This is a genomic window from Colwellia sp. KS18-150 (assembly GCF_057551365.1).
Genome location: NZ_BAAJMC010000024.1, coordinates 34,057 through 57,699 on the forward strand (window position 1 = coordinate 34,057; position 23,643 = coordinate 57,699).

Sequence of the window (23,643 nt, forward strand, 5' to 3'; positions counted from 1 at the left end):
CTTATTCTGTTTCGGTGAAATCAATTAAACATTGAACGAAGCTTTGTAATTGTATTTTTACTTTTGCGGCTTTTTGCTCATTATATTGGTTACTTGATTCATCCATATAGGTTTGTTGAGATAGCTCAAGTTGTATAGCATGAATATTATTTTCTGGGTTACCATATGCACGTGTGATATAGCCTCCCTTAAATCTACCGTTAAAAACACTTGTATAAGGTTTAAGGTTTATGGCTTTAATGCTTGTTAGTAATTGCTCGTCACAACTGACACCATCGGCACTACCAAAATTGAAATCAGGCAAAGTGCCAGAAAAAAAACGGGGTACTTGAGATAAAATTGAGTGGGCATCCAATAGAACAACTTTGCTATATTGGCGCTTTAATTGCGCTAATGTTGATGCGATAACTTGATGATAGGGTTGCCAATATTTTTCAATTCTATCTTGTATTTCTTGATCATTGGGAAGTTGCCCAGCTTGATAAAGGGGCTGTGAGCTAAAAGTACTTGTGGGGCAAAGTTCAGTGTTGTCTGCTCCAGTATACAAAGACTTACCCGTTGGGTTTCTATTTAAATCAATAACATAACGGCTGTACTTGGGAGTTAAAATGTATGCTCCTAAGGTATTGGCAAAATCATACAGTCTGTCCATATACCAGTCAGTATCGGCAACATCCAATGCGCAATCTGTCATGGTATTGGCTATGGCTTTTGGTATTAATTGGCCGTTATGAGGCATGCTGATTAACACACCAACTCTACCTGTAGTTAACTGATAACTCGAATCCATCATTAGCTCTTTATTGATTAATTAGTATGACGCTCAACTTGTATTTAGTTGTATATACAAGTTGAGCGCTTAATTTATCACGCCAAGCTATCGATAAGCAAATCTTTTAGTTTTAACTATTTCACTAACTGTGCAGCTTTTAAAAGCAAGTCTTCATGCAAACGAACTTTATAATTAGTATTAACGTAATTAAACTGAACCAATCCTTGATCATCAATAACATAAATTGCTGGAACAGGTAGCACTAATCTCTCTTCCCCTGCCGCATTAGGCTGTAAAGGGTTATTAAGACTCATTGCTGCTAGATATCTCTCAGTAACCTGTTGGCTAGTAAAAAAAGCTAAACCAAATGCTTGGCTAGTGACTGAATTAAAATCAGCCAGCAATTGATAGTTTAGCTCATGTTTACCAATACTTTTTTGTAGGTCTTGTGCACTGTCGGTTGAAATTCCGATAAGTTGGAAGCCAAGCGCTTTTAATTTAGGTTCAATTTTTTTCAGCTGTCCCATTTGTGTATTACAAAAAGGGCACCAACCACCGCGATAAAAAAATAGAATTGTTTTCTTATTATCTAGTACTGTTTGCAATGAGGTAGTTTTACCTGCCAAGGTTGTTACCTCGACAGTAGGAACATATTGACCATTAAGTAGTGGAGATACTTGCTCTGCTGATTCAGCAATGGTTTTAGTTGCTTCTGACATATTTTCTGCTAATACTTCAATGTTAGTAAACAAACAGATTATGGTTATTAATAAGCTTTTCTTGGTAAAGAGCACGACAATTCCTCATGTGAATTTAATTAAAAGTGTTAAGCGATAAAATGCTTCCCAAGTAAAGACCCGATAAAGTAAAAACAATTTCAATTTATGTAGTATTCAATACATTGATTAGTTTTTTAGATTAAGACGTACTATTTAAATCATTTTAATTGTTTGCATATTTATTTAATAATGGCTTTACTAGTTTGAAGAACTGAATTTAACCTTAAAAAGGAATCGCTATGTCTATTAAATTTGAGAATAAAGAAGGTCAACAAGTACCTGCAACTACTTTTCCAATTCGTGTGAATGATGAATGGGCCAAACGTGATACACGGGAGATCTTTGCAGGAAAAACTGTTGTGGTTTTTTCTTTACCTGGTGCGTTTACACCGACTTGCTCTTCATCACATTTACCACGATATAACGAATTAGCAGCTAAGCTTGCTGAAAATGGCGTTGATGAAATACTTTGTGTATCAGTCAATGATACCTTTGTGATGAACGCATGGGCTGCCGATCAAAATGCTGAAAATATAAGCTTTATTCCTGACGGTAATGGTGATTTCACTGAAGGTATGGGCTTATTGGTTGATAAGTCAGAAATAGGTTTTGGCAAGAGAAGCTGGCGTTATTCTATGCTAGTTAAAGATGGCGTTATTGAAAAAATGTTCATTGAGCCAGATTTAACAGGCGACCCATTTGAGGTGTCGGATGCTGATACCATGCTTGCTTATATTAACCCAGAGGCAGTTCAATCAGCGGTAGTTACAGTATTTACTAAACCGGGCTGTCCACATTGTGCTCGTGCAAAAGCCTTACTTGCAAAACAAGGGCTGCAATATGAAGAGTTAACCTTAGGTGAGGAAATCAGTATTTCAGCAATGCGCGCCATTACCAGTGCTGATACCGTACCGCAGATCTTTATTAATGGTAAGCATATTGGTGGTGCTGATGATCTAGAGCAACACTTTGCCTAGTATTGTAAAGTAAGCCACTACTCAGTAATTGTTAGAATGAAATGGGCGGTCACCTTTAAAGTTTTGAAGGTAGGCTGCCTTTTTTGTTATAATCAAGCAATCGCACTTTCATTGATCAAATTTCATGGATAATCAGCCTTATAACCCATTACATGGTGTAACGTTAAAGACTATCGTAACCGAATTGGAAGCATATTTTGGTTTTGAATACTTAGGTGGGCAAATTAATATTAACTGTTTCACTAAAGACCCGAGTATTAAGTCCAGCTTAAAATTTCTTAGAAAAACCCCATGGGCTAGAGAGAAAGTTGAGCAGTTATATATTAAAAACAAGCACCGCTTATCTAATCAATAGAGCGAAACTCATAGCATTATAGCCAGATAAGCTATTAAACTGCTGGCGTTTTAGTTCAATATCACCAATGATGATACTTCAAATTTACCGGAATACATTTCATGACTACACCTAACCACTATATACTCACTTGGCAGTGTCCAGATAACACTGGCGTTTTAGCAAAAGTATCGCAAAGCTTATTTGAGCATGGCGCATTTATTACTGAAACATCACAATATAGTGACCCTTACAGCGAAACATTTTTCTCACGTATTGCTTTTGATGATCGCAATTTAACGGTATCAGCTAGTGAATTTGTTGATGCTTTAAATGAATTAGCTACTCCTCTACATATGAAATACCAGCTACGTAATAAAGAAGACGTACCTAATGTGGTTATTGCTGTCTCTAAAGATGATCACTGCTTAGTGTCATTACTGACAAAGTGGAAGTCAGGTGTACTGCCAATTAATGTTGTTGCCGTTATCTCAAACCACCAAGATTGCAAATCATTAACTGACTGGCATGGTGTACCATTTAAGCATTTACCGATAACCGCAGACACTAAACCACAACAAGAAGCACAAATACTGGCATTAATGGATGATGTTGATGCTGATTTACTTGTACTGGCTAGGTACATGCAAATTTTGTCAGATGATATGTGTCAAAAACTTGCAGGGCGAGCAATCAATATTCATCATTCTTTTTTACCTAGCTTTAAAGGTGCAAAACCTTACCACCAAGCTCATGCACGTGGTGTTAAAGTTATTGGCGCAACAGCACATTATGTTACGGCGAACCTTGATGAAGGGCCGATTATCGTGCAAGAAGTTAAGCCAATTAATCATACATACACTATCGAAAAAATGGTACATGCTGGTCATGATTTAGAAGCGACAGCTTTAAGTCATGCGGTACGCTTTCACGCAGAACAACGAGTTTGCTTGAATGGTGACAAAACGGTTATTTTGGCGTAAACACTCTTAAAGCTTAAGTATTTTTAATGTTTGTAAATATAGCTATACATTCAGCTGTAGTGATTTACTGACGTTATTAGCTGGGTTAAATGCAGGCAAAATTAGTGAACTTTGCTAAGGTATGATTACAATTAGCTCATACCTTAAAAGCATGAGATGTACTAACCATGATCACGATTGAAAAAATTCACCACGTTGCCTATCGATGTATAGATGCAAAAGAAACCACTGATTGGTACAAAGATAAGCTAAATATGGATTTGGTATTGGCTATTGCTGAAGATGAAGTTCCTTCGACTAAAGCCCCTGATCCTTATATGCATATTTTTCTTGATGCCGGTAACGAAAATGTTTTAGCTTTTTTTGAAATTCCAAATTCACCGGATATGGGGCGAGATGAGAATACTCCTGCGTGGGTGCAACATCTCGCGATGCGAGTCGCTAATGTTGAGGCATTAGTTTCGGCAAAAGATGAGCTGCAAAGTAAGGGCGTTGAAGTGTTGGGCCCGGTTAATCATGGAGTCTTCAAATCTATTTACTTCTTTGATCCTAATGGACATCGTCTAGAGCTTGCCGCGAATACTGGCACTGCTGCACAATATAAAGAACTCAATGACGTTGGTTATGCCATGGTGGAAGAGTGGTCAAAGACTAAACGTGCACCACGACATGCAGCATGGTTACACGAACAAGATTAGCGCTTGTCGACAATTTAATTACTTTTTAGTGCTTAATGGCGTAAAATAACGCTATTAGTCGCTAAAAAGTATCAAACACATGTCTCGTACAAAAAAATCTAGAAAACCAGCCACAGCTCCAAAAGCTAAACCAAAGTTAAGTAAAGAAGCTTTAGCGAATGTTGAAAAACGAATCCGTAAAAAAACTGGGAAAAAGCCTGGAAACCGTCAACAGGAAGCACAGCCTATTCAAGATAATGCTTCTGCAAACCAGCCAAAAAAAGACCCTCGTATAGGTAGCAAGAAGCCTATAGCGTTAGGTGGTTCTGCGAGTAAAATCGAAACTAAAACAACTAAGACTAAAGCAAAACATACTGCTGAAGAAAAAAATATCGCAGCAATACGATATGTTGAGTCAGAGTCAATTGATACGGAAGATTATGCTCAAGAGCTCGAAGCCATTGAAGCGGATGAAAAGTTACAAGCTATTTTAATTAAGCAAGATGATGACGTTGAATTATCAGAGCAAGAAGTTAATTACTTTAATACCATGATGGAGAGACATCAGCAGTTAACTGAGCAGTTGGGGTTTGATGAAGAAGATAGCGACGAAACAGTAACAAGTAAAAGCTCAGAAGAAGATTTATGGGATAAACTTGATAACGCTAGCGATGACTTTTCGGAATTTGAATAAGGCTGAGAAATGAGTGATTTTTGGCTTTATGCGCTAGTGTTGGCGGTATTAATTATCGCAGCCTTAGCTTTTTATGCTGGCAAGTTGTTGCGTCAACTTGCACAGCAAAAGCAAAAACAGCAGCAAGATGAAGCGGCAAAACAAAAAGCATTGGCAGGTCATGACCATAAAGTACTAGCCAGTGTTTTATTAATAACGCGAGCGATGAAAGAAGAGCAGTGTGATTTTAGTGAGGGGTGCTGGCGCTTATCGGTGTTGCTTGATTCATTAAAAACTAGCAGTGAGCTAGAATCGCAATTCCCTGCTATATTTAAGTTATACAACGAGATAAAACATCTTACTATTCTTGATGAGCGTAAAGAGTTGTCTAAACAGCAACGCATGAAGGAAGATATGCAGCGCATGAAGGTAGAATCTGAGCTTCATGAACAAATCGTGAAAGATCTTGATCTACTTCAACAATATACTACTGAAAGAATGGCTATACTAAGTACATCTTCGTAATGCATCTCTAAGTCACTTTCTCGAGATGCTATTTTGTTTTGAGGTAATGACTATGACCGAGCAATTAAAATCACAATTTACACAACGTATTATTGAGCTTCAACATCGTATTAGCTCTATTCATAAAGACTTTGCCGGTGGTCGTGATTCTGATTGGGCAGAGCAGGCGGGAGAGCGTGAAAATGATGAAGTACTCAACGCTTTAGAGTCAGAAGCCAAAATTGAAATTCAACATTTAGCCAATGCCATTACCCGCATGGAAAATGGTAATTATGGTGTTTGTCAGGCTTGTGGCGATGAAATAAGCCAACAACGTTTACAGGTTCAGCCAGCTGCTGATAGATGCATACAATGTGCTGAATAGCATAGAAATGATTGTTTAGCTTGGTGTAATGAACGACTCGCCAAACGGAATTGTTTGTCACGATTGAAGTATTAGCGCAATTTACGTGCAGAGCTTGAGCTTGATCAATAATTGCTGGCGATAATTACGTATAATCTCCGCTAATAGTTAAATTAGTGGTAATAATCATGCAAGCTAGTCAATTTTTCGATCCTCAGTTACTCAGTAAATATAATACTAGTGGCCCTCGATACACTTCGTATCCTACCGCGTTAGAGTTCCATGATGATTTTAACCATGATGATTTAATTCAGGCAGTAAGTGATTCCCCTAATCGTGAATTATCTTTATATGTCCACATTCCTTTTTGTCATACGCTTTGTTACTACTGTGGTTGTAATAAGGTTGTTACTCGCCACAGAGATAAAGCCGATATTTACCTTGAATACTTAGCACAAGAAATTGCTTCTCAAGCACCATTGTTTACCGATTATAAAGTGAAGCAATTACATTGGGGCGGAGGCACGCCGAGTTTTTTAACACATAAACAAATCACGACTTTAGTGGCTCTATTAAAAGAGAAATTTGATTTTTCTGATGATTTGGAAATGAGCATTGAAATTGATCCAAGAGAAATTGAGTTGGATTTAGCCGAGCATTTATTTTCTTTAGGCTTTAATCGCTTAAGTCTCGGGGTACAAGACTTAGATTTAAAAGTACAAGAAGCAATAAACCGTGTGCAATCAACTCAATTTATTGGCGACTTTATTGGCCATGCCAAGCAAGTTGGCTTCAAGTCTATTAATATTGATTTAATTTATGGATTACCACATCAAACCATTGAAACCTTTACTAAAACATTAGATAAAGCCCATGAATGGGATGTTGATCGTATTTCGTTATTTAGTTATGCACATTTACCAAGTCGTTTTGCTGCGCAGCGTAAGTTGCGTGATGAATGGTTGCCTAATGTAAAGCAAAAGTTCGCCTTGATGAAGCTAGCGATTGAAACCCTATGTAATTATGGCTATGACTTTATCGGTATGGATCACTTTGCCAAGCCTAATGATGAACTGGCACTGGCTCAAGGCAATGGCTCGTTACATAGAAACTTTCAAGGCTACACTACTAAAGGTGGTTGTGACTTGCTTGGTTTAGGGGTGTCTTCTATTAGCGCTATCGGCAATAATTTTAGTCAAAATATTAAAGATTTGAAAGCGTACTATCAAAGTATTGATAACCAACAACATGCACAAGAACGTGGCGTGAGTTTGTCACAAGACGATATAATTCGTGGTGACGTTATTCAAGAGTTAATGTGCAATTTATATCTGGATAAAAATGCCATCAACGAAAAGTACGCTATCAATTTTGATGAATATTTTAGTGAAGATTTACCCTTGCTAGATGGCTTTATTGGTGATGGTTTAGTCATAAATACTGCTGATAGCATTGAGGTTAATCAGAAAGCCCGATTACTTATTCGTATTATTTGCATGAGCTTTGATGCGTACATGAAAAAGCACATAAACCAGCAAAGGTTTTCACGAGTCATCTAATTTTTAATCAAGAACACCAAGGCTGAATTGACACCCAGCACTAGAAAATATCAATTCAGTTCCTTTATCAGTGCTAATTTCTTTGGCGAGATCTATCCACTGATAATAAACATTACGATGAACTTTAGCGACTAAATTTCGGCGCACGGTAATATAGAGTTCACCTTGCTCACTAATATGCAATTGATGATCATTATCGAGTACAAACTCATCTTCTAAGTTGGTGCTTACTATCATTGTTGACATTTCTTCACTTGACCAATGCCATTGGGTAAGTACAAAAGGAGCATCCTCAACCCTAATTTTTATTTTCTCTACTGGGGTGACTAAGAAATACTCATCAGACTCTTTTTTAAGGACAGATGCGAGTAGTTGTACTAAGGAGGGACGTTTGAAGATACTGCCATCATAAAACCAATCACCGTTTGCTTTAATGACTAGATCCATTTCACCACAATAATCAGGATCCCATAGCTCTACCGGTGGAATTTTTTTGCCCTGTTTTTTGATTTCTGCAGAAATTTTTTCTAAGGACATAATTTAACCTATTGGTAATTAAATGAAATATTGATAAAAGTATAACCAGACTAGTATTATATAGCTTTTGGTTATTATGCCAATGAAATAGTGTTTACCCTTATTCATTAGTATAGACAAAGGACACCATGCAATGGAAGTTGCTAACTTAACATTTGAATTACTCGCATTTTTATTCATTATTGCTATTGTCGCGGGTCTAATTGATACGCTTGCCGGAGGTGGTGGTTTACTTTCATTACCAGCTTTAATAGTTGCTGGCATACCACCGCTTGCTGCATTAGGAACTAATAAGCTACAAGGTAGTATGGGTACTGCCACCGCCACATTTTTAATGTTTAAAAATAGGCGTATTAGTAGTAAAGAATGCAAACCATTAATGAAAGCTGCATTTATTGGAGCCGTGTTGGGAGCAATCGGTGTGCAGTTTATCAATATCGATATCCTCTCATTTGTTATCCCAATGGTTTTATTATTTATTATTATCTATTTTGTTGCCTCACCATTGATGAAAAAACGTCCAAACAATCAAGGGTTTTTTAGTCGTCAATATAAAAAGATAACCGTTCCTGTGATAGGTATTTACGATGGTATGTTCGGCCCTGGAACAGGCTCGTTTTTTGCGCTTGCAGGGGTTTCGTGTCAAGGGCATGATCTGATTAAATCGACAGCTATCGCTAAATCATTAAATTTCTCCACTAATATTGCTTCATTAATTATTTTTATTGCAGCAGGGCATATTGCTTGGGTAATAGGCCTAATCATGATGTTAGGACAAGCAATTGGTGCCTATTTTGGCTCACATTTTCTTTATAAAATTAAGCCTGTGTATCTACGCATTATTGTGGTGGTTATGAGTACTAGTATGCTTGTTAAGTATAGTTATTCTATGGGATGGTTTACTTAGTGCGAAAGGGAAGTGAGAAGGGGAGCAACTTAGAGCTGTTAACAGGGTTTTATTACTATTTTCTGACTATAATCATAGCTAATAAGCTTGTATTAATATGTGTATTTTTTATATAGAATGAATTTAGAATTAACTATTGAAACCTACTTTAAAGGATTATGCTGTGTTTAGTTTCAAAAAAGTAATCTCGTTGTGCTTTCTGTGTGTCCCCGCAGCTATTTTTGCTGCGGATTTTGAAAAGCTTAATAATAAAAATGTCAGCATGTTCAATAGGGTTTTGACTGTTGAAAAAGCAAATAAAAATAGTGTAAGCCTAAACCAGCAAGCGGAAGCAGATCCTTTAGCATTAGTGGATACTAGCTTACGTAGCATGATTAACCTCAATAACGCCTACCAGTTTAAAACGGCGAAAGTTATTTCACCTTTAGCTGATGAAAAACATGTCCGTTATCAGCAATACTTTAATGATATTCCTATTTGGGGGAAACAAGTTATTGTGCATCTAAATAAGCAAAGCCGGGTGGCTAAGCTTAACGGTGTTGCTGTTAAAAATATTGAAAAAGACTTACCAACAACTCATGAATTAACTGCAGACTTTACTGCGGAGCAAGCATTAAAAAAAGCTAAACAGTACTTTGTTGAAACAAATAAATCCTTAGTTGGTAATAATAAATTTAGCCAAGAGCAAGTGGATGAAACAATCTATATTGACTCAAAAAATTCTGCAATTCTGGCATATTATGTAAATTATTTTGTTGAGTCGTCTGATGGCTTGCCCTTCAAACCTGCTTATATTATTAATGCAAAAGATGGCAGTATACTTAAACATTGGAATAGTCTAAATCATGCTGAAGCTACGGGCCCTGGAGGGAATACTAAAACAGGTCTTTATGAATATGGTACAGACTACGGTTCATTAGACGTCGTCCAAACAGGCGATACTTGCACCATGGAAAATAGCAATGTTAAAACCATTGACTTAGACCATGGTACGAGTGGTGATACAGCATTTTCTTTTCCTTGTTCTCGTAATAGCCATAAGAGCATTAATGGTGCTGCATCACCATTGAATGATGCTCATTTTTTTGGCGATGCCATATATGACCTATATAACTCTTGGTATGGCACTGATCCGTTATCTTTCCAATTAGTCATGCGCGTGCATTACAGTACAAACTATGAAAATGCCTTTTGGAATGGAAGAGAGATGACTTTCGGCGACGGTCAATCTACTTTTCACCCTTTAGTTTCACTAGACGTTTCAGCACACGAAGTGGCTCACGGTATAACAGAGCAAAACTCAGGCCTGATTTACAGTGAACAATCAGGCGGCATCAATGAAGCATTTTCAGATATGTCAGGTGAAGTAGCAGAGTTATTTGTTCGTGGCTCTAATGATTGGTTTGTGGGTGCTGATATTTTTAAAAGTGACGGTGCCCTTAGATTTTTTGAAGATCCAACCCTTGATGGCCGTTCTATTGGTCATGCCGATGACTATTATAACGGTATTGATGTTCATCATAGCAGTGGTGTCTTTAACCGTGCTTTTTACTTACTCGCTAATATGGAAGGTTGGGGGGTACGTAAAGCTTATGATGTTATGTTTGATGCAAACCGCAATTATTGGACACCTTCAACCGATTTCGTCGATGGCGCCTGTGGTGTCATTAATGCTGCAGATGATTTAGCTTATGCTGTGGCTGATGTTATCGATGCCTTCAACCAAGTCGGTGTATCGTGTGATAATTTACCTTTTCAAGATAATGATAATGATGGCATGTCAGATTTTTGGGAACAAATCTATGGTCTGAATGATAATGACCCTGCTGATGCGGCTACCGATTTAGATAGTGATGAATTAACTAATTTACAAGAATATCAGCTAGGGACTTTGCCAAATAATAGTGATAGTGATGGTGATGGGTTAACTGATGGCGATGAGGTTAATACTCACACAACAGATCCTAGCCTTAGCGATACTGATGCAGATGAGCTCGATGATAATCTCGAAATTAATACTTACAATACTAATCCTAATTTAAGCGATACTGAGTCTGATGGCATGCCAGATGGATGGGAAGTGATATATTCATTGAATCCATTACTTGATGATAGCGCTTTAGATCCTGATAGCGACTTACGTAATAATCTAACTGAATATAACGAAGGCACTAACCCCAATATTGCTGAGTTGACAGATGTCGAGCCAAATAATGATATCGAAAATGCACAAAATATTGATCAACATTTTAATTTAAGTTATTCCGCCAATATTGGCGACGATAGTGTAAATACATCAGAAACAGTACCTCATGTAACAATCATGGGTAGTGGTGATGACAGTTATGACTTTTTTGAGTTCACTGTATTGAGCGCACCCGCTTTAGCGATTTTCGATATTGACCAGGAAGGGAATGAGTCAGGTTTCTTCGATAGTTATTTAAGGCTTTATGATGAGAATGGTGTGTTTATCGCCAGCAACGATGATAACAACACATCTTACGGGCAAGGTGGCAGTACCAATGCTCTTGATTCATTTTTAATACATAGCTTTGAGGCGGTTGGTACCTATTATATTAAGGTGTCTCGCTATTCTGATAGCATTATTAGCACAGGTCAAAGCTACACTTTACATATCTCTGTGGAGAATGCTGATGGCGATGCCGATGGTGACGGTATGCCAGATAGTTGGGAAATACAATATGGTTTGGATAAAGACAATCCAGCTGATGCTGCACTAGATAATGATAGTGACAACTTAACTAATTTAGCAGAGTTCACACTAGGCACAAATCCAATAAATAATGATACCGACAATGACACTTTACTTGATGGTGAGGAAGTCAATACCCATAACACTTCACCTTTAGATGCAGATTCTGATAATGACGGCTTAGATGATAACGTTGAAATTAATATTCATTTTTCTAATCCTAATGCTAGTGATACAGATAGCGACGGCTTAAATGATGCTCAAGAAGTTAATGTTTATGGGACTAATATCTTAAATAGTGACAGTGATAGTGACGGCTTGGGTGATGGCTTTGAAGTTCAGTATGACTTTGATCCAAATATTGATGAAGGGGAAGCGGCATTAGACCCAGATATTGATGGCTTAACTACGCTGCAAGAATTTACGTTAGCAACAAACCCTTTGATAACCGATACCGATGGTGACAGTTTATCGGATGGCGATGAATACTTTACCCATAATACCAACCCATTGCTTGAAGATACTGATGGCGATGGTATGAGGGATGATTGGGAAATTTTATATGCCTTAAATCCATTAGTCGATGATAGTAATAGTGATGGTGATAATGATAACTGGAGTAACCTAAAAGAGTTTCAATATGGCACAGATCCCACAGATGCTAATTCATTTCCTAATGTCATTGAAGCATACGCAATTAATAGCGATAGTCAGCTTTACGTAATTGAGTTACTCACCGGAAATTATACCTTAATAGGCACAACGACAGCGACCAACATAGCAGGCTTAACTTTTGGCGCTAATCATGTTTTATACGCAGTTGATGAAGTCAATAACAGCTTATATACCATTAATACTGAAACAGCCGAGGCAACCTTAGTTGGCGAGCTAGGTGTAGATATAACGCAACCTGGCTTAACGTTTGGCTCAGACAATACTTTATATATGGCAGAAGGTGGTACCACTGGCAAGCTCTATACATTAGATTCGGAAACTGGAGCGGCAAGTTTAGTAGGGGCATTTGAAGCTGATAATATTGATGCTATTTCTTGGAATGGCATTCAGTTATGGGGCATCAGTTCAAATTACAGTAATAAGCTTTATCAATTAGATCAAAACTTAGCAACATCGACATTGATTCATGATTTAACTGGCATTGATTTAACCAAGCAAGCGGGGTTAACCACTGATATTAATGGCAATCTATGGGGCATTGATGAAGATGGGATTTTATTTGGTATTGACACTGAAACGGGCCAAACAACAACTCAATACCAAATCAGTAATGGTTTTCAATCGATAGCTGTTGATTGGTTGGTTGATGATGACAACGATGGCTTACCTAATTTTTGGGAAGATTTACATAGTTTAAATAAAGACGATGCCAATGATGCAAACTCAGACAATGATAATGATGGTTTAAATAATCTCAGTGAATACCGAAGTCGAACCCTGCCATTAACACCTGATACCGATGGTGATGGCCTTAGTGATGGAGAAGAGGTTAATACTTATATTACTAACCCACTGGTCACTGATACTGACAATGATAGCTTGGATGATTATGCTGAGGTGACAGAACACAATACTAGCCCAGTATTAGCGGATACAGATGGTGACCAGTTAAACGATGGTTTAGAAATAAATATTTATCAAACCAATGCAATGTTGGCGGATAGTGAAGATGATGGTATGCCAGATGGTTGGGAAGTTTTGTATGGGTTAAACCCGCTATTAGATGATAGTTTGTTGGATGCTGATAATGACAGTGTAAATAATCTGAGCGAATATTTAGCTGGGACAAACCCAAACCCTAGCTTTCAAGTTATTCAAGAGCAAGAAGATAATGGCAGCATACTGACAGCACAAAATATTGATTTAGGATTTAACCTACGTTATTCAGAAAATATAGGTGATAGTAACACTAATACCTCAACAAGCATGCCGCACATAAGTGTATTAGGAACGGGAGATAACAGTTACGATTATTATACTTTTACAGTTTCAAGTGTTCCTGCTCAAGCCGTGTTTGATATAGATAATGGTGCAACGAATGATGATGGCTCATTTGATAGCTATTTATATTTATTAAATGGCGATGGTAATCAAATTAGCAGGAATGATGATAGTAATACCAGTTCGGGTCAAGGCGGGAGTATTAGCGGGCTTGATTCCTATTTAGCTTACACATTTACTCAAGTCGGTACTTACTATATTCAAGTGGCGAAATATCCAGGTCAAGAAATTCCTAGTAATGCAACCTATGACTTGCATATTTCGTTAGAACACACACTCGCTGATAACGATAATGATGGTATTCCAAATAACTGGGAAAATTACTATGGCTTAAATAGTAACGATGGTAATGATGCAGATACAGACATTGATGATGATGGCTTGTCTAATTTATATGAGTACATACGCAATTTAATTCCAACGAATAGTGATTCAGATGGTGATGGTCTACCAGATGGCTGGGAAGTGACTCAAGGCTTGAATCCTACGTCTGACGATGAAAGTGAGTTAGACCGAGATCAAGATGGTTTAACTGAGCTACAAGAATATCTTTTAGGGGCGGATCCACTACTAAACGATACTGATGGTGATGGTATCTTTGATAGTGAAGACAGCGAACCGTTAAATGCTAATGTTGGCACAAACTCAGCACCAGAATTTGCCGTGTTAGAGCCCTTAGTATTAGAAGCAACAGCTATGCTCAGCACACTTGAATTACCTACTCCTGTTGTGTTTGATAACAATACAAATGCCCCTGTCATTACGCAATTAACTTCAGGGCCATTTGCTTTAGGTGAACACACGCTTGAATGGCTTGCGACAGACTTTGTTGGCAACACAACACGTCAGTCACAAACCTTAACGGTTGTTGATACTAGTGCACCAACATTTGATATTCAGCCAGAGCAAATTATTGAAGCTAGAGGGCACCTTACCGATGTAGGTCACATAATAGCTCTTATGGCTTATGATCTAGTTGATGGCGAAATACCATTTTCAATTGTCAGTGAAACTCAACTTACTGCGGGTCAGCATACAGTGATAATAACAGCTATAGATAGCTCTCAAAATGAGCTAGTTAGTTATCTTGACATTCTAATTATTCCGCAAGTACTTATTTCACAATCTAATACCGTGTTATTGGGGCAGCAAGCGATAGTTAATATATCTTTGTCTGGAGAGACTCTTGGTCCTGTTGTTATCAGTTATGAAATTTCAGGTGCGGGTGCGCAAAACGGCTACTATGATTTGATCTTAGATACTGCTGAAGGGACGGATTTAATTATCGATTTACTTGATTCATCAAAAGCAGGTGATCAATTTCAATTAACGCTTATTGAATCTGAACAAGCAGTGATTACAAATAATAATGTAAGCATTATTGATATTATTGATCGTAATATTGAGCCTAAAGGTAGCTTCACAGTAAGCCAACAAGGTTTATTAAGTCATGTAATAAGTAAAGAAGCAGGAACGGCATTAATTGAGCTTAATGCTTTTGATGCTAATGCAGACCAACTGAGTATTGATTGGCAATTACCTGATACTTTGGTTAATAACGATATAGTTGATAATCGTTTACTGCTAGATCCATCGACGTTATTAGCTGGAACGTATCGTATAATTGCGGTGTTAAGTGAGCAAGAAACTACTGAACTATATAGTAGCTCTATAGCCGTTGATATAAACGTTATCGACAGCTTTCCAGTCTTAGGGGAAGGAGATAGCGACAGCGATGGCATTAGCGATATTGTTGAAGGTGTATCTGACTCTGATGGTGATGGTATTGCCGATTACCTTGACACGGATACAAATACTAGCCGTTTACCGTTACTGAACCAAAGTGGTGGTATTCAAACTCCTGTCGGGGTTAAATTGTCTTTAGGTAGCGTAGTACGTGCTTCACAAGGGCTGAGCGCTCAACATGCGGTAATTACCATGGCAGATATTACCGCACATGGTGATCAAGGTAATAGCGCCCAAAATACAGCCGATGTTCATTACACCGGCCTAACTTCGATTACCAACTTTACAGTTAGCTCTGATGACGCTAATTTCAATCAAGCTATAGTGGTCATCCCATTAATAGATGAACAATTTATACCTACAAATGCTTCATATCGTAAGTTTATAGCAAGTAAAGGGTGGTTTGATTTTGTTATTGATGAAAGCAACATCATTAGCTCTGCACGTATGGATGAAAATGGTAACTGTCCATTACCAGAATCGGTAATCTTTACGGTAGGATTAACCGAAGGCGACCAATGTATTCAGTTAGTGATTGAAGATGGCGGGCCTAATGATGCCGACGGATTTAAAAATGGTCATGTTGAAGATCCAGGCCTATTAACTAGTTTTGTAAACCAAGTCCCTGTGGCTAGCCTAAGTGGTAACTTGCAAGCAGATGAGAGCACACTGGTTAACCTTGATGCCAGTAGTTCAAATGATGCAGATAACGACACCTTAACATACACATGGGTGCAATTGAGTGGTCCAAATGTTGAGTTTACTGGCCAAGGAAGTTCTATTATCCAATTTAATGCCCCTGCGGTGACGAGTGAACAAGTGATTGTATTTGAGGTTGAGGTTAGTGATAGCTATTCAAGCAGCTTTGCTAATAGCAATATTACTGTTAATAATGTTCCTGAGCCGTTACCAACAAACAACAATAATAATAGTGACTCAAGTAGCGGGGGCGGTAGTTTTCCATTATCGCTTTGGTTATTGTCAATGCTTATATTGCTAGTACGTTTTCACCATGTTCGTCTATCATTTAAATAAGTAGCGATGTCATTAATTGCTTACCTAATCCAAGCGATTAATGGCATCATCGAAAATGTTGTTAATGTCGTTCTTTAAATAATACAAGAAATTTAAAAAATCCCTTGTCAAGATAAGAAGAATTGATATAGAATCCGCGCACTATCTCATTCGAGCTAGTTTCAGTGGTGGCTATAGCTCAGTTGGTAGAGCCCCGGATTGTGATTCCGGTTGTCGTGGGTTCAAGTCCCATTAGCCACCCCATCTTTTTTCTTTTAGAACCTAAACTATTTAAACTTCGAATCGCAATCACTGATGATTCTGCTATTTATGATAGGCGTGGATTCAAATCCAATTAGCTACTCGATCTTTTTTAAAATTCAGTATTTCAATCGACGATATCAGCGTATTCATACGACCGAAATCACGGGTGATTCCGCTATTTCAAGTTTAGCGTGGGTTCAAGTCCCATTAGCCACCCTATCTTTTTTCTTTTAGAACCTAAACTATTTAAACTTCGAATCGCAATCATTGATGATTCCGCTATTTCAAATTAAGCGTGGGTTCAAATCTAATTACCCATCCTATCTTTTTATTTTCTAGATAAATACTCTACTCTCGCTTGCTCCATTTTGGTGATCGTTTTATTGATATTTGGTTCGTTAAGAAAATTTAGCCAAACTTTTAAATTGTCTTCACCAAATGTTTTTTCTACTTCACGATCATAAAAATAAGTACGGGCTTCTGCTTGGTCTAATGTGAGCTTAACTGTTTGCAATAATTTACTATCAGACATGACGGAGTATTTATTAACAGGAAATTGATTCAGCATTTTATTCATTAAATTCTGCGCATCTTTGCTTGCTGCGTAAATAAGGAATTTTTTTGCGGCTTCTTGCAGCAAAGAGGATTTAGCAATAAACATAACATCAACGGGGGTTACTTGAACGTTGGCAACATCTTTCTTTATGTTAGGGAAGGTAAAATAGCCCATCGCATCGAGTACCTCTTCAGACATATGAGCTTTGAACATGTGTCCTGATAACATCATAGACACTTGTTCTCGGTATAGTAATGGCATACCGTCAGCGAGATCTTTGCCCTGGTGTTGCTCAAAAAAGTAACCACTATGAATGAGTTGTTGCCAATGTTCTAATACGTCTTTTATCCCTTCGTCGTGGGCAGAAATCTCGCCTCTAACAAAGGCGTTGTGGTATTCCAGTCCATTTAGTCTCAAGTTTAAATACTCGAACCAGCAGCCTACGGGCCAAGGGTTTTTGGAACCAATGTATATAGGCGTTATATTTTGTTGTTTTACTTTATTTAACACCTGAATAAATTGTTGCCAATTCTTGGGAGGAGTTATTTCTAATCGTTTAAATAATTTTTTATTATAATAGAAACCCCACGGATAATAAGAGATTGGAATGGCCCAGTTTTGTTTTTCAAACGTTACTATACGTTTATTTATCGGTGTAAATAGTCCATCTAGTTTTTCTTCGTTCCATAGGTTGGTGATATTTAAGACGAGCCCCTGTTCAATATAATTATTAAGTCTTTCGCCGGAATGCCAAATAACAATATCAACGGCATCGTTCTTTTTTAATAACTGGGTTAAGCCACTTTTAAATTTAGTATCAGACTGAATGATAAATTGAAGTTCAACTTCAGGGTGATGTTTTTCAAATTTCTGCGCTATCAGGTATAAGGAGTTACGAACAGAAGCGTCGTGACCTATGGTTATAATTTTGAGAGTGCTTTTGGCGTACGCAATACCATGACAACAAAATATCAATGCCAGAATTAACGCCATAAAATGTGAATAAAAAGCATTGAGAAAATTTTTTCTGAGATTGTTTAACATAAATTCTCTGCTTAAGTTCAGCTTTTAAATCAAGATTTACAGCTTAGATCTTAACGTTTAAGTAACATAAGTATAGTTGACTTTATTTAAGTTTTTAGATTTTAAGTCATGCATCACAGCGGCGATTGATCTTCTACCCAATTTTTAGTCTCTAAGGTTGTGAGATAAAATTGTCTTTTTAATCATCAATATACTATTTTTAATGATGTAAATGGGATCTTTGAAAAATTGAACCTTAATGGAAGGTTAAGACAAAGGTTCAAGGATGTTTATTATTAAGCCAATTATATAGGACTATAGCATGCAGCGATTTTCTGAATTTGTTTTAGTTCTCATCATTGTGGTTGGTTTTATATTGTCTTCATTACTTGGTTTTGGTGCCTATCACTATGAAACAAAATCGATTCATCTAAAGTTTAAAAGTGATGTCATTGAGAAGATAGCGTCTATAGAGAGAGAATTGCTTGTAAATTTGGAAGTTTTGTACGCTTTAAAAGGTTTTTGGGATAATACTGATGCTATATCACTCCCGGAGTTTACTCGATATTCTCAAGCTTTATTAAATAGACATAGTGGTATACAGGCACTTGAGTGGGCTCCTAAAATTGTACATGCCAACCGAGATACTTTCTCTACTGAGCGGCCGTTAGAAGAAGGGCGATTTGAGATAACTGAACGACATAGCCAGGGGGGGATGATCCGTGCTGAAGATCGAGATGTATATTTTCCTGTCTATTATGTCGAACCGCTAATAGGTAATGAGCTAGCTTTAGGCTTTGACTTAGCGTCAAATGCATCTAGAAAAAAAACACTGACTCAGGCTTTAAATACAGGTGAGCCATTAGCTACCTCAAGTATTACACTTGTACAGGAGCCTAATAATGAAAAAGGGTTTCTTATACTCATTCCTATTTATAATGGGTTACCAACAACAGTAACCAGCCGTCAAAAAAATATTAAAGGTTTTATCGTTGGTGTTTATCGTATTGGGGATATTTTCAGAACGGCATTTAAGTGGTCACCAACTTCTGGCATTAATGCAAAACTTATCGATGTCACTAATAACAGTAATGAATTGCTCTATGAAAAGAATACAAATTCAGTTGTTGATCAAGATTATTTAGATAAATTATCTTATAGCAGAAACCTCAAACAGTTTAACGGTAGAGATTGGAAAGTGATTGCCACACCAACACTTGAATATATTAAAAGTAGACACAGCCATCTACCTCATCTTTTAGCTGCTTCAAGTATGTTGTTAGTATTATTAATTGCATATTACACATATCACATATCAATTCGAAACAAAGCGCTTAATGAAGCTCAAAATAACCTTGAGGAACTTATAGAAACTGATGCCTTAACTGCTATACCTAATAGACGCTGCTTCGATAAACAAATTCAAATTGAATGGAACCGAGCGATTCGTGAAAAATCCATGCTGTCCTTATTAATGATTGATGTTGATGATTTTAAATCGTTTAATGATTTATATGGTCATGTTCATGGGGATATATGTTTGAAAGAAGTTGCTGCGGCAATGAAAAAAGTAATAAATCGCTCTTCTGATCTTATCGCAAGGTATGGTGGTGAAGAGTTTGTAGTCATTTTACCTTCGACAGAGCATGCCGCGAGTATAGGAGAGCTTTGTCGAAAAGCTGTTGAAGCTTTGAGAATACCTCATCAAGGCTCACCCACATCCGAGTATATTACTATTAGTGTGGGCGTTACTTCTATACAGCCAAAAATAAAAAGCGAGGTAATTGAGTTGATTTCTATAGCAGATAAAGCGCTTTATCAAGCTAAAGAGTCAGGTCGAAATAAAGTCATTGTATTATCGTAAATATGTTAATTAATATTGATAACTATTTTTTAAATAACTTGAGTAGCGATGAAGTAATGCTAATGCAGTCATTTATAGTGTTATGATGTAACAATAGGCTCAGTGACTAATTAATGATTGTTTGTTTAAGTTGCCCTTCCCAGATATCATCAATAGTATCGGAAATTATCTCAATACTGCTTTCACTACTTTCACTTAATTCAATTTCGTTTAGGCCGTCAATGGTATTGTTATAACCAAAAATTCCATTTGAGGTAATGAACACGGCTTTTACTCTAGTCGCTTCAATACCAAGTAAAAATGGAATAAGTTTGGCTCGATCAAATATTTTATCGGCAGCAAAACGCCAACCGATGCTTTGATAGCCCTCACCTTGGTTTATGGCTTTAATGAAACCTGATTCAGGAATATCTTGATTAAGTTTACGGGTGTTTTTATTTGGACTGTGGTGGTGATGAGCAGCTTTGTTTGCTTGCTTGTTATGATAAAGCGTTTTACCTGATAACCAGGCAAGCTTTAAGGCGCCATACTCTGAGAAGTAGAGATTATCCGGTGTTAATTTCTTATTGTTTAGGTAGTCGCTTAAGGCTGTTTTATCTTGTCTTTGGTATAAATCCGCTTTATTACCCACAATGATATCGCCAACTTCTAGTTGTTGGTTAAAGGTCTCATGCTCAGTATAACGCTTATCTGATAAATTTCGGGCATCAACTAAAGTAGCTGTTTTCTCTAAACTCAATATTTCTTGATAATACTGATTCGTCAATAACTGTAGTACCTCATGCGGATGGCCTAAACCGGTTGGTTCAATCAGCAAGCGATCAGGTCTAGCTTCAGAGAGTAGTTGGTTAAGGGCAATTTGCATAGGTAATCCTGATGTACAGCACATGCAACCACCAGGGACTTCTTTAATAAATATATTCTTGTCTGTCTGTGATTGTCCTGCAATTAGATTACCATCAACGCCAATTTCACCAAATTCATTAACCAGTATCGCCCAACGTTCATTGGCTGGTTTTTGTTTAAGTAAGTGCAAAATTACCGAAGTTTTTCCAACACCAAGAAAGCCGGTAATCACATTAGTTGGTACGGCTAAGATTTTTTTGTCACTCATGTAAAACTCTGTACTTGTGGTTAAGCTTTATCGCTAATTTTTGTCGAAACTAGATTGAAATGACAGAATTTATACGTCAAAACCGTCATTAAAATATAGATGTTAGTATATTAACACGAACAACTTTCAGACTGTTGGCAGAGCTTATAATTTCTTATGTGAGCAATAGCAATTATCACTGCGCCAATGGTTGTTAGTAGTTTTTCACCTATTTCTCCTAAGTGACTTTCACCGAACACCACTGCAGCAACTAAAGCTGTTAATCCTAGAGCTGCGGTAAAGGCAATAGACAATTTTTTATGTTTTTTACAGCCCATAGTAATGGCATAAATACTGGTGGGGAGTACACAAGCCACCATAGCTAGATGAAATAGCTCTTGATCAAAAGGGAGTATCGCTAGTGTTGGCAATAATACCGTTAATAAAGGTAATGCTAAGCAATGCAACACACAAAGAAATGAAAAGGAAATCGCTGTTTTATCAAGAGAAAATGTTAATAATTTCATTTATATAGTCCGTAAGGTGAATGTTTTCGTTTTAATGCATTTCAATGCTGCAAGGCAGGCATTACATACGCAGGTTAACTCGATTTGAGGGGAGGCTAATTGATAACCGGTTTGAGCAACTTTGTTGTTTATGTCATGTAAGCTTTGATGCGTATGGTTTTGTACTTCATCTACACGTAGGCATTGCTTGCATATTAAAAAATGCGGTAATTCATGAGAAAAATCACAGCCAATATGAGCACAAGCTACATATTTATTCGCAGTATTTAATCGATGTGCTAGTTGCATATTTTCAAGGAATTCAAGCGATCGATATGCAGTCATTGGCGATAATATTATGTTGAAATGTACTGTAAACTGATCAATTAACTCATAAGCGGAGATAGCTTTATCTGCCTGTAGTAATACCGATAATACTTGTCGTCTTTTTTTTGTCAGTCGAGAATTATTCTCTTTGCATACCTGCTCAGCTAGCTGCAGAGAATGTTGCAATTTAATGTCGGTACTCATTGTAACGTTATCACTGTATTGCGTTTGATGGGCGAAGCGCTAAATTCATTACTTACTCATCCATAAAATCGAAAGTTAGTAATAATCGCTTATTATTGTCTTTTATTGCCGGTGAGCGATGTATCGCGCCGCCATTGTCATTGTTATACCAGCCTTCACCTTTTAATAAGGCGACATCACCAACAGCTAAATGCTGTATATCATGTTGACTGTTCATCAAACCGGATTCTTCATCAGGCATACCCTGACTACCAGCGCCTAATTTAGTGCGATCAGCTTTATAATCAGGTAGCCACTCAGTAGCAATGCCTGAAAAAGTAGTCACTAAACGACACAGAACTTTATCAACGTGAAACTTAGGGCACATTGCATGGTTCAACGTAGCCAAGCGTAAACCTACATGTTTCAATTCAAACAATGTACAGAACATATCAGCCAACAGAGCTACATATTCACATAAAGCATTTTTATCACGCAATACAGGGGATGATTCAGCTAAGTGCTCGGAAATTCGCTCGGGGGCAGTATTGATAACCACGCCAATACGGGTCGAATCAGACATTATGTCGTTAATATTTTCTATGATCTCATCTGAAAATTTATTTTGCCAAACGGCAATATTGACTCCCTCTTGATAAATATCAGTTAATACCGATATATCTTCGGCTATCGAAGCCGTTCGAGGACTCTGAACCAACGTCTCGACATCGAAAGGAGTTATTAAGTTTTGCATTTTTCATTTACCTAAAGAATATAGAATAACCAAGTTATTGTTATGTTATAACATAACAATAACTATTGGAATATCTATGTATATTTTAAATTAACTATGTTGTTAGGTAACAGGTCAGTTTGACTGGGAATAATCCTAAGTTAGACGACAAAATGAAGGTGAGCCAAAATAAAGCGCGTGATCATATTGATAAAGCCGATGCTTAATTTAACGCATTCTCCTAAGGTCGGACGGTTCAAGATTAAGTTGCTCGAATAAATGAAATTAAACTTGCTGAATTTCAACAAGCACAAGCTGAAGTGAAAGCCATTTCTCATACTAGTGACAAGACTCCTGCTTTTGCTATGTTACTAAATGAGGCTGCGCCAATAGCAGCCGAAGTACTATAGCTGTAACCGCTTTTTGGTATATAAAGCACCCTAAATAATTAGGATTTCATCCTTTATAAAAGTTCCAAATACCATTAAACCAGCACATACAGCCTAGCAAAACCTTGGAAATCCAGTTAAGGTATAAAT

18 protein-coding genes, 1 tRNA gene and 1 pseudogene are annotated in these 23,643 nt (G+C 37.3%); 12 read left to right on the forward strand and 8 right to left on the reverse strand.

Annotated elements, in window-relative coordinates; genetic code table 11:
* Position 1 precedes the first annotated feature (1 nt).
* Positions 2–793: an N-formylglutamate deformylase gene (gene hutG, locus AC27IF_RS18125; RefSeq protein ID WP_487055758.1), complete on the reverse strand. Its 792-nt coding sequence runs from the start codon at positions 791–793 to the stop codon at positions 2–4.
* A 113-nt stretch (positions 794–906) separates the two neighbouring features.
* A complete protein-coding gene (locus AC27IF_RS18130) occupies positions 907–1,491 on the reverse strand; it encodes a peroxiredoxin-like family protein (RefSeq protein ID WP_487055759.1) in 585 nt (194 codons plus the stop codon).
* A gap of 299 nt (positions 1,492–1,790) precedes the next feature.
* Between AC27IF_RS18130 and AC27IF_RS18135 the strand changes: the two genes are divergently transcribed.
* The 8 genes and pseudogenes from AC27IF_RS18135 (at position 1,791) to hemN (ending at position 7,622) form a co-directional block, all read left to right on the forward strand.
* The gene (locus tag AC27IF_RS18135) at positions 1,791–2,528 is read left to right on the forward strand and encodes a glutathione peroxidase (RefSeq protein WP_487055760.1); all 738 of its coding nucleotides are present in this window, start codon (positions 1,791–1,793) and stop codon (positions 2,526–2,528) included.
* Between the two features lie 124 nt (positions 2,529–2,652).
* Positions 2,653–2,880, forward strand: a pseudogene (locus tag AC27IF_RS18140) (VF530 family protein); the annotation flags it as partial.
* Positions 2,881–2,984: 104 nt separating this feature from the next.
* Positions 2,985–3,845: a formyltetrahydrofolate deformylase gene (gene purU / locus AC27IF_RS18145; RefSeq protein WP_487055761.1), complete on the forward strand. Its 861-nt coding sequence runs from the start codon at positions 2,985–2,987 to the stop codon at positions 3,843–3,845.
* Between the two features lie 167 nt (positions 3,846–4,012).
* Entirely contained in the window at positions 4,013–4,543 is a 531-nt protein-coding gene (locus AC27IF_RS18150; RefSeq protein ID WP_487055762.1) for a VOC family protein, read from the forward strand.
* Between the two features lie 79 nt (positions 4,544–4,622).
* Positions 4,623–5,216, forward strand: a complete 594-nt coding sequence (yihI, locus tag AC27IF_RS18155; protein ID WP_487055763.1) for a Der GTPase-activating protein YihI — start codon at positions 4,623–4,625, stop codon at positions 5,214–5,216.
* A 9-nt stretch (positions 5,217–5,225) separates the two neighbouring features.
* A complete protein-coding gene (locus AC27IF_RS18160; protein WP_487055764.1) occupies positions 5,226–5,720 on the forward strand; it encodes a DUF2489 domain-containing protein in 495 nt (164 codons plus the stop codon).
* A gap of 52 nt (positions 5,721–5,772) precedes the next feature.
* Positions 5,773–6,084, forward strand: coding sequence for a TraR/DksA family transcriptional regulator (locus AC27IF_RS18165; RefSeq protein WP_487055765.1), 312 nt, complete (start codon positions 5,773–5,775; stop codon positions 6,082–6,084).
* 167 nt (positions 6,085–6,251) lie between these two features.
* Positions 6,252–7,622 carry an oxygen-independent coproporphyrinogen III oxidase gene (hemN, locus tag AC27IF_RS18170; protein WP_487055766.1) on the forward strand — a complete coding sequence of 457 codons (1,371 nt, stop codon included), beginning with the start codon at positions 6,252–6,254 and terminating at the stop codon, positions 7,620–7,622.
* Positions 7,623–7,625: 3 nt separating this feature from the next.
* On the opposite strand, the gene AC27IF_RS18175 is transcribed toward hemN, so the two are convergent.
* Positions 7,626–8,159, reverse strand: a complete 534-nt coding sequence (locus AC27IF_RS18175; protein WP_487055767.1) for a DUF1285 domain-containing protein — start codon at positions 8,157–8,159, stop codon at positions 7,626–7,628.
* A gap of 133 nt (positions 8,160–8,292) precedes the next feature.
* On the opposite strand from AC27IF_RS18175, the gene AC27IF_RS18180 reads away from it, so the two are divergent.
* The 3 genes from AC27IF_RS18180 (at position 8,293) to AC27IF_RS18190 (ending at position 16,819) form a co-directional block, all read left to right on the forward strand.
* Positions 8,293–9,066 (forward strand): TSUP family transporter, encoded by a 774-nt coding sequence (locus AC27IF_RS18180; protein WP_487055768.1) that lies wholly within the window; start codon positions 8,293–8,295, stop codon positions 9,064–9,066.
* Between the two features lie 163 nt (positions 9,067–9,229).
* Entirely contained in the window at positions 9,230–16,576 is a 7,347-nt protein-coding gene (locus AC27IF_RS18185; protein WP_487055769.1) for a M4 family metallopeptidase, read from the forward strand.
* Between the two features lie 167 nt (positions 16,577–16,743).
* Positions 16,744–16,819, forward strand: a tRNA-His gene (locus AC27IF_RS18190).
* Positions 16,820–17,147: 328 nt separating this feature from the next.
* Here AC27IF_RS18190 and AC27IF_RS18195 read toward each other — a convergent pair.
* A complete protein-coding gene (locus tag AC27IF_RS18195; protein ID WP_487055770.1) occupies positions 17,148–18,419 on the reverse strand; it encodes an ABC transporter substrate-binding protein in 1,272 nt (423 codons plus the stop codon).
* Between the two features lie 301 nt (positions 18,420–18,720).
* Here AC27IF_RS18195 and AC27IF_RS18200 point away from each other — a divergent pair, with 301 nt between their 5' ends.
* Positions 18,721–20,262, forward strand: coding sequence for a diguanylate cyclase domain-containing protein (locus tag AC27IF_RS18200; RefSeq protein WP_487055771.1), 1,542 nt, complete (start codon positions 18,721–18,723; stop codon positions 20,260–20,262).
* 106 nt (positions 20,263–20,368) lie between these two features.
* On the opposite strand, the gene AC27IF_RS18205 is transcribed toward AC27IF_RS18200, so the two are convergent.
* The 4 genes from AC27IF_RS18205 to AC27IF_RS18220 all read right to left on the reverse strand — a co-directional run bounded on the left by AC27IF_RS18205 (position 20,369) and on the right by AC27IF_RS18220 (position 23,125).
* Positions 20,369–21,376 (reverse strand): CobW family GTP-binding protein, encoded by a 1,008-nt coding sequence (locus AC27IF_RS18205; RefSeq protein WP_487055772.1) that lies wholly within the window; start codon positions 21,374–21,376, stop codon positions 20,369–20,371.
* Positions 21,377–21,486: 110 nt separating this feature from the next.
* Entirely contained in the window at positions 21,487–21,882 is a 396-nt protein-coding gene (locus tag AC27IF_RS18210) for a MerC domain-containing protein (protein ID WP_487055773.1), read from the reverse strand.
* The gene (locus tag AC27IF_RS18215; protein WP_487055774.1) at positions 21,883–22,392 is read right to left on the reverse strand and encodes a Fur family transcriptional regulator; all 510 of its coding nucleotides are present in this window, start codon (positions 22,390–22,392) and stop codon (positions 21,883–21,885) included.
* Between the two features lie 52 nt (positions 22,393–22,444).
* Complete coding sequence (locus tag AC27IF_RS18220; RefSeq protein ID WP_487055775.1) at positions 22,445–23,125, reverse strand: DUF1826 domain-containing protein; 681 nt, start codon at positions 23,123–23,125, stop codon at positions 22,445–22,447.
* Positions 23,126–23,643 lie beyond the last annotated feature (518 nt).

What these genes read in the sequence shown, in the direction of transcription:
- hutG (WP_487055758.1), bottom strand. Translation starts at nt 793, where the DNA reads ATGATGGATTCGAGTTATCAGTTAACTACAGGTAGAGTTGGTGTGTTA.
- AC27IF_RS18130 (WP_487055759.1), bottom strand. Translation starts at nt 1,491, where the DNA reads ATGTCAGAAGCAACTAAAACCATTGCTGAATCAGCAGAGCAAGTATCT.
- AC27IF_RS18135 (WP_487055760.1), top strand. Translation starts at nt 1,791, where the DNA reads ATGTCTATTAAATTTGAGAATAAAGAAGGTCAACAAGTACCTGCAACT.
- purU (WP_487055761.1), top strand. Translation starts at nt 2,985, where the DNA reads ATGACTACACCTAACCACTATATACTCACTTGGCAGTGTCCAGATAAC.
- AC27IF_RS18150 (WP_487055762.1), top strand. Translation starts at nt 4,013, where the DNA reads ATGATCACGATTGAAAAAATTCACCACGTTGCCTATCGATGTATAGAT.
- yihI (WP_487055763.1), top strand. Translation starts at nt 4,623, where the DNA reads ATGTCTCGTACAAAAAAATCTAGAAAACCAGCCACAGCTCCAAAAGCT.
- AC27IF_RS18160 (WP_487055764.1), top strand. Translation starts at nt 5,226, where the DNA reads ATGAGTGATTTTTGGCTTTATGCGCTAGTGTTGGCGGTATTAATTATC.
- AC27IF_RS18165 (WP_487055765.1), top strand. Translation starts at nt 5,773, where the DNA reads ATGACCGAGCAATTAAAATCACAATTTACACAACGTATTATTGAGCTT.
- hemN (WP_487055766.1), top strand. Translation starts at nt 6,252, where the DNA reads ATGCAAGCTAGTCAATTTTTCGATCCTCAGTTACTCAGTAAATATAAT.
- AC27IF_RS18175 (WP_487055767.1), bottom strand. Translation starts at nt 8,159, where the DNA reads ATGTCCTTAGAAAAAATTTCTGCAGAAATCAAAAAACAGGGCAAAAAA.
- AC27IF_RS18180 (WP_487055768.1), top strand. Translation starts at nt 8,293, where the DNA reads ATGGAAGTTGCTAACTTAACATTTGAATTACTCGCATTTTTATTCATT.
- AC27IF_RS18195 (WP_487055770.1), bottom strand. Translation starts at nt 18,419, where the DNA reads ATGTTAAACAATCTCAGAAAAAATTTTCTCAATGCTTTTTATTCACAT.
- AC27IF_RS18200 (WP_487055771.1), top strand. Translation starts at nt 18,721, where the DNA reads ATGCAGCGATTTTCTGAATTTGTTTTAGTTCTCATCATTGTGGTTGGT.
- AC27IF_RS18205 (WP_487055772.1), bottom strand. Translation starts at nt 21,376, where the DNA reads ATGAGTGACAAAAAAATCTTAGCCGTACCAACTAATGTGATTACCGGC.
- AC27IF_RS18210 (WP_487055773.1), bottom strand. Translation starts at nt 21,882, where the DNA reads ATGAAATTATTAACATTTTCTCTTGATAAAACAGCGATTTCCTTTTCA.
- AC27IF_RS18215 (WP_487055774.1), bottom strand. Translation starts at nt 22,392, where the DNA reads ATGAGTACCGACATTAAATTGCAACATTCTCTGCAGCTAGCTGAGCAG.
- AC27IF_RS18220 (WP_487055775.1), bottom strand. Translation starts at nt 23,125, where the DNA reads ATGCAAAACTTAATAACTCCTTTCGATGTCGAGACGTTGGTTCAGAGT.